This is a genomic window from Mucilaginibacter glaciei, from assembly GCF_014773245.1.
Taxonomy (GTDB): Bacteria; Bacteroidota; Bacteroidia; order Sphingobacteriales; family Sphingobacteriaceae; genus Mucilaginibacter; species Mucilaginibacter glaciei.
In genome coordinates, this window is the sequence record NZ_JACWMX010000002.1 from 155,956 (window position 1) to 173,059 (window position 17,104).

At 43.8% G+C, this 17,104-nt stretch carries 10 protein-coding genes; 5 read left to right on the forward strand and 5 right to left on the reverse strand.

All coding sequences use genetic code 11. The annotated features are described in order from the left end of the window. Positions 1-15: 15 nt before the first annotated feature. Complete coding sequence (locus IDJ76_RS05310) at positions 16-1,680, forward strand: M1 family metallopeptidase (protein WP_191161525.1); 1,665 nt, start codon at positions 16-18, stop codon at positions 1,678-1,680. Between the two features lie 401 nt (positions 1,681-2,081). Continuing rightward, positions 2,082-2,651: a head GIN domain-containing protein gene (locus IDJ76_RS05315; RefSeq protein WP_394367921.1), complete on the forward strand. Its 570-nt coding sequence runs from the start codon at positions 2,082-2,084 to the stop codon at positions 2,649-2,651. Positions 2,652-2,735: 84 nt separating this feature from the next. On the opposite strand, the gene trxA is transcribed toward IDJ76_RS05315, so the two are convergent. Both trxA and dnaE read right to left on the reverse strand, forming a co-directional pair. Further along, a complete protein-coding gene (trxA, locus tag IDJ76_RS05320) occupies positions 2,736-3,056 on the reverse strand; it encodes a thioredoxin (RefSeq protein ID WP_191161529.1) in 321 nt (106 codons plus the stop codon). 341 nt (positions 3,057-3,397) lie between these two features. Next, positions 3,398-6,988, reverse strand: a complete 3,591-nt coding sequence (gene dnaE, locus IDJ76_RS05325; RefSeq protein ID WP_191161531.1) for a DNA polymerase III subunit alpha — start codon at positions 6,986-6,988, stop codon at positions 3,398-3,400. A gap of 294 nt (positions 6,989-7,282) precedes the next feature. On the opposite strand from dnaE, the gene IDJ76_RS05330 reads away from it, so the two are divergent. The 3 genes from IDJ76_RS05330 to IDJ76_RS05340 all read left to right on the forward strand — a co-directional run bounded on the left by IDJ76_RS05330 (position 7,283) and on the right by IDJ76_RS05340 (position 15,162). Next, complete coding sequence (locus IDJ76_RS05330) at positions 7,283-12,406, forward strand: translocation/assembly module TamB domain-containing protein (RefSeq protein ID WP_191161533.1); 5,124 nt, start codon at positions 7,283-7,285, stop codon at positions 12,404-12,406. Next, a complete protein-coding gene (gene tamL / locus IDJ76_RS05335) occupies positions 12,403-14,655 on the forward strand; it encodes a translocation and assembly module lipoprotein TamL (protein ID WP_191161535.1) in 2,253 nt (750 codons plus the stop codon). The genes IDJ76_RS05330 and tamL overlap by 4 nt, the downstream gene beginning before the upstream one ends. A gap of 75 nt (positions 14,656-14,730) precedes the next feature. Further along, complete coding sequence (locus IDJ76_RS05340) at positions 14,731-15,162, forward strand: aspartyl protease family protein (protein WP_191161538.1); 432 nt, start codon at positions 14,731-14,733, stop codon at positions 15,160-15,162. On the opposite strand, the gene IDJ76_RS05345 is transcribed toward IDJ76_RS05340, so the two are convergent. From IDJ76_RS05345 to IDJ76_RS05355, 3 genes are read right to left on the reverse strand one after another with little or no spacing between them, the layout of a single operon-like run. Next, positions 15,163-15,855, reverse strand: a complete 693-nt coding sequence (locus tag IDJ76_RS05345) for a hypothetical protein (protein WP_191161540.1) — start codon at positions 15,853-15,855, stop codon at positions 15,163-15,165. Beyond that, entirely contained in the window at positions 15,852-16,511 is a 660-nt protein-coding gene (locus IDJ76_RS05350; RefSeq protein ID WP_191161542.1) for a hypothetical protein, read from the reverse strand. Before IDJ76_RS05350 ends, IDJ76_RS05345 begins: the two co-directional genes overlap by 4 nt. Continuing rightward, complete coding sequence (locus tag IDJ76_RS05355) at positions 16,508-16,846, reverse strand: PadR family transcriptional regulator (protein ID WP_191161544.1); 339 nt, start codon at positions 16,844-16,846, stop codon at positions 16,508-16,510. The genes IDJ76_RS05350 and IDJ76_RS05355 overlap by 4 nt, the downstream gene beginning before the upstream one ends. Positions 16,847-17,104 lie beyond the last annotated feature (258 nt).

Below are 17,104 nucleotides of genomic sequence, written 5' to 3' on the forward strand. Positions count from 1 at the left end.
TTTTAGAAATTATAAATGAGAATTTTCTTCAAATTATTAAGCGTTGCCATTGTAGGTTTTTTACCTCTGGCTACCTTCGCCCAACTCGGCGCGCATAAAGAAACCTTTACCCGTGCAGATACCTTACGCGGATCGTTAACCACACCGTTGCGTACGTGTTATGATATCAACTACTACCACCTTGATGTGAAGTTTGATATAGACCAGAAATTCATCAGCGGTAACGTAATGTTTAAATTTACTGCGGATGCGGATTTCACCAAGCTACAGTTCGATCTGTTTAGTAATTTAAAGTTGGAGAAAGTGGTTTACAAAGGGAAAGAACTGCCCTACACCCGCGAATTTAACGCGGTGTTTGTAAGCTTCCCGCAAACCATTGCCAAGGGCAGCAAAGATCAGTTTACCGTTTACTACTCCGGCAACCCCACTATTGCCAAGCGTGCGCCCTGGGATGGCGGGGTTGAATATAATGTTGACTCGTTAGGCCATAAATGGGTATCTACCGCCTGCCAGGGCATGGGTGCCAGCGTATGGTGGCCTACTAAAGACCAGCAGGCTGATGAAGCCGACAGCGCCCTCATTAGCATCAGTGTACCTAAAGGGTTAAAAGACGTATCTAACGGCCGCCTGCGTAAAGTGACCGACCTGACGAACGGCTACACCCGTTTCGACTGGTTTGTATCACAACCCATCAATAACTATAACATCGAAGCCAACATTGGCGACTACGCCCACATTAGCGATACCTACATGGGCGAGAAAGGCAAACTGACTTTAGACTACTGGCCGTTAAGCTACAATGTAGACAAAGCCAAAAAACAATTTGCGGCTAACGTAAAGCCGATGCTGAAAGCCTTTGAGCATTGGTTTGGCCCTTACCCTTTTTATGAAGATGGTTATAAACTGATCGAAACACATCACCTGGGTATGGAGCACCAAAGCGGTACAGCCTATGGCAACCACTACGGCAACGGCTATCTGGGCCGCGATCTATCAGGCACGGGCTGGGGTTTAAAATGGGATTTTATTGTGGTGCATGAAAGCGGCCATGAGTGGTTTGGCAACAACATCACGAGTAAAGATTTGGGCGATATGTGGATACATGAAAGTTTTACCAACTACAGCGAATCATTGTTTATTGAAGATAACTGGGGCAAGCAGGCCGGGCAGGAATATGTGCATGGCACACGCCTGGGTATTTTAAATAACGAGCCAATTGTAGGGCCGTACGGTGTAAATAAAGAGGGAAGCGGCGATATGTACCCTAAGGGCGGCAACATGCTTAACATGATCCGCACCATTATTAACGATGATGAAAAATGGCGCGAAATCTTGCGTGGGTTAAATAAAACGTTCTATCACCAGACCGTTACTTATGACCAGGTAGTAAATTACATTAATAAACAAAGCGGTAAAAATCTGAGTCCGATGTTTGATCAGTACCTGCACTATAAGAATATCCCAACACTGGAGTTTATGAACATTGGCGGCAAACTAATGTGCCGTTGGATAGCCGATGCTGAAGGTTTCGCTATGCCGGTCAAAGTGCGCGTTAAAGGCGGAGAGTATAAGTTTATTACCCCGCGTACACGGTTTGCCCCGTTAGCTATTGACGGCGCTACAAAAGATAACATTGAGGTAGATACCTTTAATTATTATATAGGGGTGCTGGTGGATTAGTCCCCCACCCTTGTCATTTCGAATGAGCAATAGCGAGGAGAAATCTTCTTGGTTAAGCAATGTTTTCACGTCCAACTAAGAGGATTTCTCTCTATCGTTCGAAATGACAACCTATTAAATTTCATCGCATGCCTAATTGCTACGCTGTAGCTTACACAGCTTTACAACAGAAATAATTTATTTTCAATTCCGTGCAACTTTTCTGATACAGTGCGCATCTAATAGTTAAACTAACTATACAACGCATGAAATCACTAAAAACCTTACTAATGGCTGCCGCGCTGGTTGCCGTTAACACCCTTTCGTTCGCGAAGGCAAATACAAACAAATCATTTGGTTCAGAAGACCGACACTTATCCGGCTTTAACGCCGTTAGCGTTGCCGGTTCGTTTGATGTTTACATTACTCAGGGCTCGTCAGAATCTGTTAAGGTAGAAGCGCCCGATGATGTAATAGACCGTATTGTTACAGAAGTTGAGGGCGGCGTTTTAAAGATATATAACAAAAAGAACAACGGCATGACCTGGAACTGGAACGGCAATAAAAAAATAGTTGTGTATGTATCTATTAAAGATGTTAACATGGTAAGCCTTGCCGGCTCGGGCGATGTATATTTTAAGGGAGGGCTGCATGCACCGTCTTTAAAATTAAAATTAGCAGGCTCGGGTGATTTAACCGGCAAAGTTGATGTACGATCATTGGAAAGCAGCCTTTCAGGATCCGGCGATATTACCATTAGCGGCCGTGCAGAAAGCTCATCAGTAAGCGTAGTAGGCTCGGGCGATTTTACCGGGCAAAACTTGGCAACTGCAAATACGATTGTAAAAGTAGCCGGTTCTGGCGATGCGCGCGTAAACGCTACCGATAAATTAGAGGCATCCGTAGTTGGGTCCGGCGATGTGCATTATACCGGTGCAGTTAAAAATGTTACCAGTTCAAAAGCTGGCAGCGGTGATGTTAGCCGGATGTAATCTAGGTGAAAAGTTAAAAGTCTTAATAACAAGAGCGGCCCGTGATAAATATCACGGGCCGCTCTTGTTATATATTATTAATGCTTAAGCTAATTGTTTAGCTAATTTTTCTGCCAATACTGATTTTGGAACGGCACCAATTTGTTTGTCAACTATTTCGCCATTTTTGAAGAACAATAAGGCAGGGATATTACGGATGCCAAACTTCATTGATATACCCGGGTTGTTGTCTACATTTACTTTACCTACAACGGCTTTGCCATCATATTCTTTAGCAATTTCTTCAACTACAGGGCCAACCATTCTACACGGACCGCACCATTCTGCCCAAAAATCAACCAATACAGGTTTGTCAGATTTTAAAACAAGTTCATCAAAGTTTGCATCAGTTATTTCTATAGCCATGATTTTATTTTTTAAATTTTAGTGTACAAATATATACTATTCAAATAGCTTGCCACAAGTAGCCACATGACAATGTGACAATTATATTAGAGTTGTGGAAAAGAATGACAGATGTTGAATAGTCAAAGAGTTTTGTATTAGATATTGGCAACGCGAGCGAAGAAATATTATAACAGCTTTTTTTCTTTCTTGCAGGATTTCTACTTGTGTGAAATATTGAAAGTATCACTAAGGTGTGTTGTTCAGGGAAAATGCGATAAACAATATCGTATGAGAAATATGTAATTTTATATTGCCTGCAATTAAAAAAATTTATCTGATAGCATCAAGGGCATGCGTTACTACAACAACACCGCCTGTGCATTAGTCAAGCTATAGATCTCGGCCATCAGGTCATCGCTCGGGCTTACCTTTACCGATTTAGAAGCCAGGTCAACATACATTGATTCTTCGCCATCCTTCACCTTAAACTTAAGCTGACAGCTTTTTGCCGGGTACTTTTCATTATTGGTGCTGATGATCTGCTGCAGGCTGTCTAACAACTGATTGTTTAATGCCTTAACATCAAGGCAAACCGTGATTGATTTGGTGAGCTTATCCCGCATTTCAGATAGCAAGCTCATTACCGTAACCCTCATATCCCAGTTATCCTTTTGTCGGTACTTTTCTTCTATTAATCCCTTTATATGCAGAAAATACCCCTCTACCATCATATTGCGGAATTTCACATAGTCATCGCCAAAAAAGGCAAACTCGTAAGATTCGTTGTAATCTTCCAACACGAACGAGCCAAATGGCTTACCCATTTTAGTAAACCTGTGCTGTACACTGGCAACCAACCCGCCAATACAGATCTCGCCCCTTTTTCGTAAATTATTCAGATTTGCCATTACCTCTTCGCCGCCTTCACCAGATCGTGCCTTTTGCACATCTTTCAACTCGGCAATAGTGGTGTTGCAGTATTTCTCTAACTCCAGCTTATAATTATCCAGCGGATGGCCGGTGAGGTATATGCCGATGACTTCCTTTTCGTACTTAAGCTTCTCTATCAATGCCCATTCTTCACAATCAGGCATAGCAGGCTCTGGAATGTATGACGCTACCGAACCGCCAAATAACGATGATTGTGAACTGTTTTTGGTGTTCTGATAATCGTTACCGTATTTGATCAAACGCTCTACGCCCGTAAGCAATCCATTCTCAGTTTTGGCGAAGAATTGCGAACGGTTTAGTCCAAACTCATCAAACGCGCCGCCGTAAACTAAATTCTCATATGATTTGCGATTTACCGACCGGGTGTTTGACCGCTGTGCAAAATCGTATACGCTTTTGTAAGGGCCGTTCAGGTCACGTTCTTCTATAATGCTTTCAACCGCCTTTTCGCCTACCCCTTTTACGCCCGCCATACCAAAGCGGATAACGCCCTTTTTGTTGGCAGCAAACGCCATGGCACTTTCATTAATGTCGGGCCCTAACACTTCAACCCCCATTCGGCGGCACTCTTCCATAAAGAAGGTGATCTTCTCCATGTTGTTTTGATTATTCAATACGGCCGACATATACTCGGCCGGGTAATGCGCCTTTAAATAAGCCGTTTGGTAAGCCACAAAAGCATAACAGGTAGAGTGCGATTTATTGAACGCATACTGTGCAAAAGCCTTCCAGTCGGTCCAGATCTTGGTCAGTTTATCTTTAGCGTGGCCTTTTGCCATTGCGCCATCCATAAACTGCGATTCCATTTTGTTAAGGATATCCAGTTGCTTTTTACCCATTGCCTTACGCAAAACGTCGGCATCTCCTTTACTAAAGCCCGCCAGCTTTTGCGATAAAAGCATCACTTGCTCCTGGTACACGGTAATACCATAGGTTTCACCCAGGTATTCCTCCATATCGGCCAGGTCGAAAACGATTGGTTCCTGCCCGTGTTTACGCTTGATAAAGTTGGGAATATACTCGATAGGGCCCGGCCTGTACAGGGCGTTCATGGCAATTAAGTCTTCAAACTTATCGGGTTTCAGGTCGCGCAGATACATTTGCATCCCGTCACTTTCAAACTGGAATGTACCGTTGGTATCGCCACGCTGATAAAGCTCATAAGTTTCTTTATCATCCAGGGGGATGTAATCTATGTCGATTTCCACACCGTGGTTTTGTTTGATCATCCGTAGGGCATCCTTGATAATGGTAAGGGTTTTAAGGCCCAAAAAGTCCATTTTAATTACTCCTGCATCTTCAATTACACGCCCGTCATACTGGGTAACCAACAGATCGGAGTCTTTAGCCGTGGCAACGGGTACAATGTCCGTCAAATCATAAGGGGCGATGATGATACCTGCAGCATGCACACCCGTATTACGGACAGATCCTTCCAGTTTCTCGGCTTCGCGCAGCACTATACCCTTCAAATCCGGCGATTTATAAATAGCCTGTAACTCCGGCACTTGCTCGATAGCTGTTTTCAGGTTGATCCCCAATGTCTCGGGTACCAGTTTTTTCAGGGCGTTCACATCGCTCAGGGGCATATCCAACACGCGGCCCACATCCTGGATACTGGTCCGGGCAGCCATAGAGCCGTAGGTAATAATCTGTGCTACCTGGTTTTTACCATACTTTTCAACCACATAATCTATCACCTTTTGGCGGCCGGCGTCATCAAAATCCGTATCGATGTCGGGCATGCTCTTCCTGTCCGGGTTTAGGAAACGCTCAAACAGGAGGTTATACTTTAGCGGGTCGATATTAGTAATACCGGTACAATAGGCCACTACCGAACCTGCTGCAGAGCCACGGCCCGGGCCTATAAAAACCCCCATATCGCGACCGGCCCTGATAAAATCGGCAACAATCAGGAAATACCCTGCAAAGCCCATAGTACGGATGGTGAACAGTTCAAAGTTAATCCGCTCCTCGGCCTCGGGGCTGATATCTTTGTAACGCTCTTTAGCGCCTAAAAAGGTTAAATGCTTCAGATACTCCCATTGGTTAAGAGTATCCGCATCGGGCGTCATGTCACTATGGATCTTAAATTCAGGCGGGATGACGTAGTTAGGAAGCAGGATATCGCGCTTTAATTTCAGCACATCTACCTTATCTACAATTTCCTGCGTATTATCTAATGACTCCGGGATATCGCTGAACAGCTTACCCATCTCGGCCTGGGTCTTAAAGTAAAACTGATCGTTAGTAAAGCCGAAACGGTAACCCTTGCCGCCTTCCTCGTCGGTAGCTATGGGGGTACTTTGTAAATCGCCGGTGTTTACACAAAGCAAAATATCGTGCGCATTTGAGTCCTGCTGATCCACATAATGCGAATCGTTTGAGCAGATCACCTTTACATTATACTTTTTAGCGAATTTCATCAGCACCAAATTCACCGTATCCTGGTCAGGGATATCGTGGCGCTGCATCTCGATGTAAAAGTCCTCACCAAAAAGGTCGAGCCACCATTTAAACTCAATTTCGGCAGCGGCCTCACCGTCGCGTAAAATAGCCTGCGGTACTGACGCCCCCAGGCAACAAGTGGTGGCGATAATGCCTTTATGATATTTTAGAATCAGTTCTTTATCAATACGGGGCCATTTGCTGTAAAGGCCTTCCATATATCCTAAAGAGCATAGCTTGATCAGGTTTTGATAGCCCTCGGCATTTTTCGCCAGCATCAACTGGTGGTAACGCTTATCTTTTTTCTCTTTGGTAAACTGTTTTTTATGCCGGTCATCTACCACGTAAAACTCGCAGCCAACGATGGGTTTAACGCCATGCTTGCCTGCCTCGGCCACAAATTTAAACGCGCCAAACATATTACCGTGATCGGTAATAGCAAGGGCCTTCATTCCATCGGCGGCGGCCTTTTTATATAATTTCGTTATATCGGCGGCGCCGTCAAGTAACGAAAACTGGGTGTGTACGTGTAGGTGCGAAAATTCGGGCATGTGTATCTTTCTCTCTGTATCCGGTGGATTACAAATTTATCAAAAAACAAAAACCCGTGGAGAATAGATATTGTCATGTTTTCCACATTTGCTAAGGGTTGCTCAATCTGCTTTTTGACTGGCACACTTTTTCTGTAAATAATGTTTTACATATCAGCCGGTCCTTATCTTTAATAGCAAATCACCCCATTTGTTACAAACAATAGCTATAATCAGATGTTTAAAAATCTGCATAGACAGCGTATTAGCATATAATTTTTACAACTATAAGTAGTAACCCTAACCTTTACCAATTTGGAACGATTTGGACGTATAGCCCTCAAGACAATACTTTGGATAATTGCAAGTGTCATTTTTTTGATATTGCTTGTAGTTATTTTGATACAGGTACCCGCAGTACAAAACTTCGCTAAGGATAAAGCTGTAACTTTTTTACAAAATAAAATTCACACCAAGGTTCAGATAGGCCACATCAGTTTAGGCCTCCCTAAATTGTTGGTACTGGAGAATGTTTATTTTGAGGATCAGCAAAAAGACACCCTGATAGCCGGCGACAAGTTAAAAGTAGATATCACGTTAATGAAACTGCTAAAAAACAAGGTGGAGATAAACGAAATAAACCTGGAAGGTATTACCGCTAACGTTAGCCGTGGCAAGGATAGCCTTTTTAACTTCGACTATATTATTAAGGCATTTGCCGGCGAGCAAAAAAAAGAAGTTAAGCCCGAGGACACCACCTCAACCATGAAGTTTTCTGTTGATAAGATCATACTCGATCGTATTAATCTTAAATACAAGGATGCCACCACCGGCAATGATGTTAAATTTTTGCTGGGCCACTTTGATACCCGTATTAAGGATTTTGACTTGGATAAGATGAAATTTACTATCCCTAAAATTAACCTGAGCGGAGTGAATGCCAAGATCATTCAAACGCCATCGGGTTCATCTGTAGCGCAAACTGCGGCTGTCGATACCGCGGTAACACCGTTAAATATCGATCTTACCCTGGGAGAGCTCAACGTAGACAAAGTTAAGGTTGATTACCGCGCCGCAGAGATGGACGCCAGCGTTAACCTGGGCAAGTTTTTGGTTAACATGGATAAGATAGACCTTAAGAACCAATTTGTAGGTATCAAAGACATTACACTTGACAACACCACCGCGGGCTTAAGATTCGCCAAGCCAAAAACCGTTATAAAGGCAGCGGTCAATGCCGTTAAAAAGCTGGATACCCTGGTATCGGCCCGGCAAACAGCTAAAGGCTGGACAGCTGCCCTGGGCAAGATCACGCTGACTAACAACTACATTAAGTTTGACAATGATGCGCAAAAGGCTATCCCCCGCGGGCTGGATTTTGGCCACATGGATATCAAAAACCTGAATGCCGATGCCGAGAACATTGCCTATAACCCGGACAGCCTTTCGGGTAAGATCAACTCCTTTACTTTTACTGAAAAAAGTGGGTTAGCCATTAATAAGTTTCATACTTCGTTCTTCTACGGGGCTAAAAGTGCCTATTTGAAAGACCTGCTGTTAGAAACCCCGCGCTCCGTTATTCAAAAAGACCTGCAGGTGGGCTACCCCTCAATCGAGTCGCTGACTAAAGATCTGGGTAAGTTAAGTATCAACGCCAATTTAGATGGCAGCAAATTAGGCTTAAAAGATATCCTTTTATTGGTACCCACTATGGCATCAATGGAGCCATTCAAATCATCGCCCAATACGGTACTGAAAATAAACGGCCGGGTTAACGGCACGGTTGATAACCTGCGCATCCCGAATATCGAATTAAGCGGTTTTGGCAATACCTATGTAAAGGCATCGGCTACCATGCGCGGCCTTCCTGATGTAGAAAAGGCCTATTTCGACCTAACCATAAACGATTTCCGTACCAGCAGTTATGATATCGCGCGGCTTGCGCCAAAGGGTACTATACCGCCTACAGTGAGCATCCCGCCGAACATGGATTTGAAGGGTACCTTTAAAGGTACCATGAAAAACTTTAATACTAAAATGAACCTGCGAAGCAGTTATGGCGTGGTTGATTTGATAGCCGCCATGAAAAGCGGTAAACGCAAAGGCAGCGAAACATATTCGGCCGATATAAAAGCCAATAACCTTAATGTAGGTGCCCTAACCAAGCAACCTAAAATGGTGGGTATGGTTACCATGACGGCAAACATCAAAGGTGCCGGCCTTGATTCTAAAACCGCCAGCCTGCAATTTAGCGGCAAAGTAGCCAGTGCCTATGTAAAGGGTTACAACTACAAAAATCTGGTGATGAATGGCACGGCCCGCAACGGCAGTTACGTTGCCAAAGCAAGAATGATAGACCCTAACATCAACTTTAGTTTGGATGCGAAGGCTAACATGAATAAAAAATACCCGTCAGTAAACGCTACCTTAATGGTTGATAGCATCGATCTGCAAAAACTGCATTTCACAACAAATTCGTTGCGCTTTCATGGTAAGATAGTGGCCGATGTGCCAACTGCCGACCCGGATTATCTGAATGCCAACATCCTGGCCACAGAACTTTTGATAAACAATGCAGGTACACGAATTAATTTGGATACGGTTAGCCTGATCTCGACCGCCAATGCCGATAGCAGCACACTACGATTAAAAACACCAATGTTTTACGCCCGCATGGGTGGTAAATATAAACTGACTGAAATAGCGCCTGCCATGCAAGATGTGATCGATAAATATTATAATACCAGCATGGGCAGCAAAACGCCGCGTGCAAAGGTTAAGTATTCGCCGCAGCAATTTACATTTGATGCCCGTTTGGTTAAAACACCGCTGGTTGAGAAGTTTGTACCTGATTTAAAACAACTTGACCCGGTTTTATTTAATGGCCGCTTTAACAGTACTACCGGCGAATTGATTGTAAACGGATCTGTGCCGCGGGTTGTTTATGGTACTAATACGGTTAATAAGATGAAGCTGGCTATCAACACCGGCAACAACGCACTTAATTATAGTCTCACAGCTGACGAAATAAAGGTGGGTTCATCACTCGATCTGCTTTATCCAAGTGTTACGGGTGCGGCGCAAAACAACAAATTGGGCATCAGTTTACAGGTGCGCGATAAAACTAAAAGAGAGCGTTATCGCGTTGCGGGGCAATTTAGCGCGATGCCGGGCGAATACCAGTTCAGCTTTTTGCAGGATGGCTTATTGCTTGACTATACTGCCTGGGCCGTCAATCCGGATAACGCATTTATGTTTGGCGCAAAAGGGATTCTGGCGCGCAATTTCAGCCTAACCAATAGTAACCAGGTGCTGAGCGTAAACAGTAACTCGGGCGAATACAATTCGCCCATAAACGTTGATTTCCGGAACTTCAGGATAGAGACGCTGACTAAAATGGCCAAACAGGATTCGCTGCTTATTGGTGGTGTTATTGATGGCAACGCCGTGGTAAGCAATTTCCAAAAATCACCGGTATTTACCGCAGCACTTAAGGTGAGCGACTTTAACTTTAAGGGAGACACCGTTGGTAATATCGCCCTGAAAGTAAATAACCAAACAGCCAACGCATATGCTGCACAAATGAGCATCACAGGTAAAGGCAACCAGGTAGATTTGAACGGACTTTACTATACCTTACCGGAGAGCCGCTTCGATCTGAACCTGAACATAGTGAGCCTGAATATGAAAAGTATTGAAGGGTTTAGCTTTGGCAGCATCCGTAATGCAAGCGGTAATATTACCGGTGCGTTAAAAATAACCGGCACCACCGCTGCACCGGCCGTGAGGGGCGATATTAACTTTAATAAGGTAGCCTTTAACGTATCGATGCTAAACTCGTACTTTACGATGCCCAAGGAGAGCATCACCTTTAACGATGAGGGCATCCGTTTTAATGATTTCACGCTAGTCGACTCGACCAATAACAAAGCCGTTATCAGCGGGTCTATCTATACAAAAACCTATACCGACTTTAAATTCGGGATGGATATCCGTACTGATAACTTCAGGGTGATCAACTCTACCAAAGCGGATAACAAATTATTTTACGGGAAATTGTTCCTGGATAGCCGCGTCAAGATCCGTGGGGATATGGCGAAACCAGTAATAGACGCGACGTTAACCGTTAACGACAAAACTGATATGGCCTTTGTGCTGCCAACTACCGACCCCGGGGTTGAAGACCGCGAGGGGGTGGTAGAGTTTTACGACCAGAGCGCACCAAAAATGGATTCGATATTGCTGGCGCGTCAACTGGATTCGCTAAAGAAATCGGAAATAACCGGGCTTGATGTTAACGCTACCGTTAACATTGATAAGAACGCCAACTTCACCATAGTAGTTGATGAGCGCAATGGCGATGTGGTGCAACTGAAGGGTGAAGCACACTTGAGCGGTGGTATAGACCCAAGCGGCAAAACCAGCCTGACGGGTACATATATAGTTAACGAGGGATCGTATAACCTATCCTATGCTACGGTTACCCGTAAATTCAACTTTAAACAGGGAAGTACCATTACCTGGACCGGCGACCCAACCAGCGCGAATATCGACCTGACCGCGATATACATTGCTAACGTACCTCCTATCGACTTAGTATCGAATCAACTGGATGCATCAACCAGCACCCAATACAAGCAAAAGTTACCTTTCAATGTAGAACTTAACTTAAAGGGTGAACTGTTAAAACCAACCATCAGCTTCGATATTACGTTGCCCGAAGGTAACCTGAATGTATCATCAGACGTTACCACCACGGTTAATACCCGTTTGGCGCAAGTAAGGCAAGACCCTAACGAGCTTAACAAACAAGTATTGGGTGTGTTAGTATTAAGCCACTTTATTGGAGATAACCCGTTACAAAGCCAGGGCGGCAGCGCAGGTGTTGGCGGGGCTATCCGTAATAGTGTTAGCAGCTTATTATCCGATCAGTTGAACAGTCTGGCGGGTAACCTAATATCAGGAGTTGACTTGAATTTCGGCCTTACATCGGGCGAAGATTATTCATCGGGTACAGCCACTAACCGCACCGACCTTAACGTGGGCTTATCTAAACGATTCCTGAACGACAGGCTAACGGTATCTGTCGGCAATAATTTCAATTTAGAGGGTGCACAGCAAGGTCAAAAAACATCTAACATTGCCGGTAATATCTCGGTTGGTTATAAGTTGAGTAAAGATGGCCGATATGCTTTGAGAGCATACCGCAAAGATGAGTACATCGTAATACAGGGCCAGGTAGTTGAAACCGGCTTAGGCTTCACCCTTACGGTAGATTATAACCGTTTCAAAGAGATCTTCCGCAAGCGTAGCAAGGCAGAGCGGGAACAACAAAAGAAATATAAGGAAGAGCAAAAGCTGAAGGACGAGCAGGAGAAAGCGCAGCAGCAGAAGGATAAAGAAATGAGAACCAAGACCCAGACCACAACTACATCATGATAAAACATTTAAGATATCTGCTTTTCGTAACGGTATTATTAAGTGCGTGCAGTACAACCAAATACCTTGCCGATGGGCAAAAATTATACTCGGGCACCGAAATAATAGTAAAGGATAGCTCCATTAAAAAGAGTGATGCCAACAACATTAAAGCAGAAATGAAGGCCCTTGTACGCCCAAAACCAAACTCATCATTATTGGGGTTACGGGTTAAGTTGTGGTTATACTTTAAAACCAAAGCACGCAAAGGGTTTATTCAAAAGTTCTTTAGTAAATATGGTGAGCCACCTGTACTGATCAGTCAGGTAGATCTGGCCAAGAACAGCACCATTATGCAAAATCGTTTGCAGAACGAGAGTTATTTCCAGGCAACGGTTAGCGGTGATACGGTTGGTAAAGCAAAAACCGCTAAGGCTGTTTTTACCGCATTGCCCGGCCCTCCTTATATTATTCGAAATGTGACTTTCCCTATAGCTACAGATAATAGCTTAGATACCGCGGTTAGGGGTACCATGAAAGAAACTTTGCTGAAGAAAGGCGACAAGTATAACCTGGACGTGATCAAATCTGAACGGTTGCGGATAGATGCACGCCTGAAAGAAAAGGGTTTCTTTTACTTTGCACCTGAGCAGCTGATTGTACAATACGATAGCACGATCATTAATCACCAGGTAGACTTAAATGTAAAAATCAAACCTGCCACGCCGGAACGCGCCAGGGAGATCTACTCGATCCGTAATATCTACGTGTACCCTAATTATTCGTTGAGGGATACTTCGCTAAAATTAGATTCGGCTAATGCGTACCGCTGGTATAACATTGTTGACCCAAGAAACACCGCCAGGCCATATCTTTTTGCGAACACCGTATTGTTGCATCCTAACGATACTTACAGCCGTACAACGCACAACAACTCGTTAAACAGGTTTATAAATCTGGGCCCGTACCGTTATGTGAAGAACCGTTTTGAAGATGTAACGCCCGATTCGCCTAAGTTGGATGTATACTACTTCCTAACACCATATAAACGCAAATCGTTACAACTGGAATTATTAGGCCGCACTACATCTGCCAATTATACCGGCTCGCAAATTAACCTAAGCTGGAAAAATCGTAATGCCTTCAAAGGCGGCGAATTATTGACCTTTACCCTATTTGCAAGTACCGATGTACAGGCAGGCGGGCAAAACGGTGGGTTTAACGTATTCCAATACGGTGCACAAACGTCACTGTCATGGCCGAGGATCATCGCTCCGTTTAACGTAAAGTCATCCAACGCTTATATCCCCCGCACCGTGCTATCAGTGGGTTATACCGCTACCGACAGGCAAAAGCTTTACGCGTTAAATACCTTTAGCGGATCTTTTGGTTACCAGTTCAAAACAGATATACATAAGCTTCATGAATTGAATTTGCTGGAGATCTCATCTACCAAATTGCGAAATGTACAGCAACTTTACCTGGATAGCATTGCAAAAACTTCTAACCCGGCTTTAAAGCACGTAATTGACCCGCAGTTTACCTGGGGCCCAAGTTATGCTTATAGTTATGATAATACTACCGAAGATTACCGTACCAACAGCATTTACTATCGTGGAAAAGTAAGCTTGTCTAATAACCTTTACGGTATTATTACAGGTGCTGATACCTTGGCCGGGAAGGATAAAAAGTTTTTAGGATCGACCTTTAACCAGTACGTGAAAGCCGAGGGTGAATTCAGGTTTTTCCACAAAATAAACGCGGGTAATAAAATTGCAGCGCGTGTGCTGGCAGGAGTAGGTTTACCCTATGGTAACTCTACCATATTACCATACAGCCAGCAATTCTTTATTGGCGGCCCAAATAGCTTAAGAGGCTTTAGGGCGCGTTCTATCGGTCCGGGCAGTGTAGATGCTACTGCGTTAAACAATGGCTTTATAGCCGATCAATCGGGCGATATAAAATTGGAAGCTAACCTGGAATATCGCGCTAAGCTATTCAGCATTGTTTACGGCGCCTTGTTTGCAGATGCAGGTAACGTTTGGAATGCCAAACCGCACCAGGCGGGCGGTACCTTCGGGCCGAATTTTTATAAACAACTGGGCGTTGATGCCGGCTTTGGTTTAAGGTTTGATGCTACGGTATTGGTACTGCGTACCGATTTGGGTTTCCCGCTGATAACACCTTACATCAACGGTAGCGGCAGCCGTTCGGTAACACCAAGTTTTAAGAATGCTATCTTTAACCTTGCAATAGGATATCCTTTTTAATCAGCGAATTTTTGATTGGGTGAATTATCGGTCGATTTAATTTCAATTGATAATTCACTCAACATTTTAACCCCCATGGCCAAATCTCAAATAAACGTTCCGCTAACTATTATTGATCTGCATGGCGATGGCTTTCACCCCCTACTGGATGTGGTGTTGTTTGGCCAGACTTTCAAGCTGGTACTCGATACCGGTGCATCGCGCACAGCATTTGACCGCGACTTGCTTTTAAGGGCTAACGAACAGGCTGCCATTGTTGCCAGCGAACAGCTATCCACAGGGTTGGGTACCAACAGCATGTTATCGGCTACTGCATTATTAGAAAACATTTGGATAGGCAACCTGCTCATCGCGGAATTAGAAGTAGCCGTGCTCGACCTGTCGACTATCAATATCGCCTATTCAGAAATGGGCCACCCCGAAGTATTAGGCGTTTTAGGCAGCGATGTTCTGATGAAATATAATGCGGTGATAGATTTTGGAAAAAAGGTATTAATCCTGAAGTGATCAGCTGATAGACCTTTTATCAAGTATTAGGCGGCATAAATTAATCACGCTTAAATTCAGTACAGCAAAAAATATCAGCACCACCATTAGCGCCGGCATAGGCCAGCGCAGCATAAGTTTAAAGCCATTTTCTCCATCAACAAAACCCGAAAAAAATGACGGAATGTATATGATACCGTTTAGCAGCATCCCGGGCAGGAAAGTTTGTGACATTAGGTGTGCCTTTAGCAATGATTGTTTTCCTTTTATGGTCTTTACATTGCTGGATATTAGTGTGAAAGTATAGATGAGAGGCGTGAAAGCAAGTAGAAGTATCACCACAAAAAACACCCCATGCATCGTTTTCGTATCGGGTAATTTATAAGCCAGCGCAGATGCCAGGAGTGTAAATGCCCAGATCCGCCAGTCGGACAGATTCTTGCCAAGGATCTTTGACGAAGTGCCGCCGACAAACTTACGATAGATCTGCTCCTGCTGAATCGCAAGTGTTTCGATACCCATGTAGCCACCAAAATCAGTATCTACAACATCCTGAAAAACGACAGCTATTTCCCGATTATCCCCATTACCCCTCTTCAGTTCTATCGCGGTTAATATATGATCCAGAATCTCGTAATAGATCTCCTGATATTTAATATCATACATCTTCATCCGGTCGGCTACCCATTGCGTTTCTTCTGTTGTTAATATCATATGGCCGGGGCATTATTAAATTCATCCTTATACAACCTGTAAAGCGCAAGGTTATAAACCACACCTATCACAAAAAATAAGGTGATGAAATAGTAGTTGTTTTCCTGCCATATTTTGTAATCAGTCAGGTTGATAAAAGCCATGGGTATAAGCCCTATTCTGATAGGTACACCCGTAAACGTTTCAAACAATTTATCCCTTGCCGATTTGCGCGTGGTATCTAAAATATAGCCGGTATTATATAATCGCATGAGCCAGATCACTGATGGTGCGATCACCAGGAAAGCAAAGATCCAGAAGATAATACCCGGACTAAACGCCGAATAGGAGAAAAAATAATAGGATGCCATTACCCCTGTTATGGTATAAAATATACCGGGGAACGTAAAATAGCTTTTCAGATAAGCAAAATACTTGCGGATAGCATCGTTCACTAACCCTTCCTTGATCCCCTTTTCTACTTTTAACAGGTTCTTAGGGTCGCCAAAATCATTGCGGATAATATTATTAATGGCGTCCTGATAGGAGATATTGCCCGGCTGATCCTCCAGCGCTGTCAGGATATGATCATAAATCTCTTCGTAAGCTTCGCGGTACACCAGCGTTTCGTGAAGATAATCCTGCAAAGTCTTTAATTGCTCATCTGTTGGTTTCATTTGGCAGCCGGTTTAAGGTTCAACAATGTTTGCAGCTGATCTATAAATGCCCGGGCTTCGGTCAACTTACTGGTTACTTCTTTGCCACCCCGCTCGGTAAGGCGATAATATTTACGCACCCGGTTATCTACTATCTGGGTAAAGGTTTCTAAGAAACCATCGGCCTCCAGTTTGTGCAGGGCAGGATACAAAGCGCCCTCGGTAAGCATAACCTCTCCGTCAGATACTTCCTTTACCTTTTGGGTTATCTCGTACCCATACATCTCGTCGTTGTCTTCCAACAGCTTTAAAATGATAGTTTGCAGGCTGCCTTTTAGTAATGGGTTGGTACTCATAATTCAAATATATAAAATAATTTATATACATAAGAAAACTATGTATATAAATTTAAAAGTTAATATTGATTTGATCACAGATCGAAATCAAGGGCAATCTCCGAATATACTGTTGGCTAAAATTCTATTAAGGATTGCATTGTCGCTACCGCTCCGCGCAATGAAGTGCGGCAAAAAATGAGGCATAAAAAAAGCCCCGAAAAAGCGGGGCTCAATATCATTTCTAAAATCAACTGCACATTCGCAAATCTGCAAATC

Excerpts from the sequence above, each read along its gene's own strand:
- IDJ76_RS05310 (WP_191161525.1), top strand. The coding sequence starts at position 16 with ATGAGAATTTTCTTCAAATTATTAAGCGTTGCCATTGTAGGTTTTTTA.
- trxA (WP_191161529.1), bottom strand. The coding sequence starts at position 3,056 with ATGGCTATAGAAATAACTGATGCAAACTTTGATGAACTTGTTTTAAAA.
- dnaE (WP_191161531.1), bottom strand. The coding sequence starts at position 6,988 with ATGCCCGAATTTTCGCACCTACACGTACACACCCAGTTTTCGTTACTT.
- tamL (WP_191161535.1), top strand. The coding sequence starts at position 12,403 with ATGATAAAACATTTAAGATATCTGCTTTTCGTAACGGTATTATTAAGT.
- IDJ76_RS05340 (WP_191161538.1), top strand. The coding sequence starts at position 14,731 with ATGGCCAAATCTCAAATAAACGTTCCGCTAACTATTATTGATCTGCAT.
- IDJ76_RS05345 (WP_191161540.1), bottom strand. The coding sequence starts at position 15,855 with ATGATATTAACAACAGAAGAAACGCAATGGGTAGCCGACCGGATGAAG.
- IDJ76_RS05350 (WP_191161542.1), bottom strand. The coding sequence starts at position 16,511 with ATGAAACCAACAGATGAGCAATTAAAGACTTTGCAGGATTATCTTCAC.
- IDJ76_RS05355 (WP_191161544.1), bottom strand. The coding sequence starts at position 16,846 with ATGAGTACCAACCCATTACTAAAAGGCAGCCTGCAAACTATCATTTTA.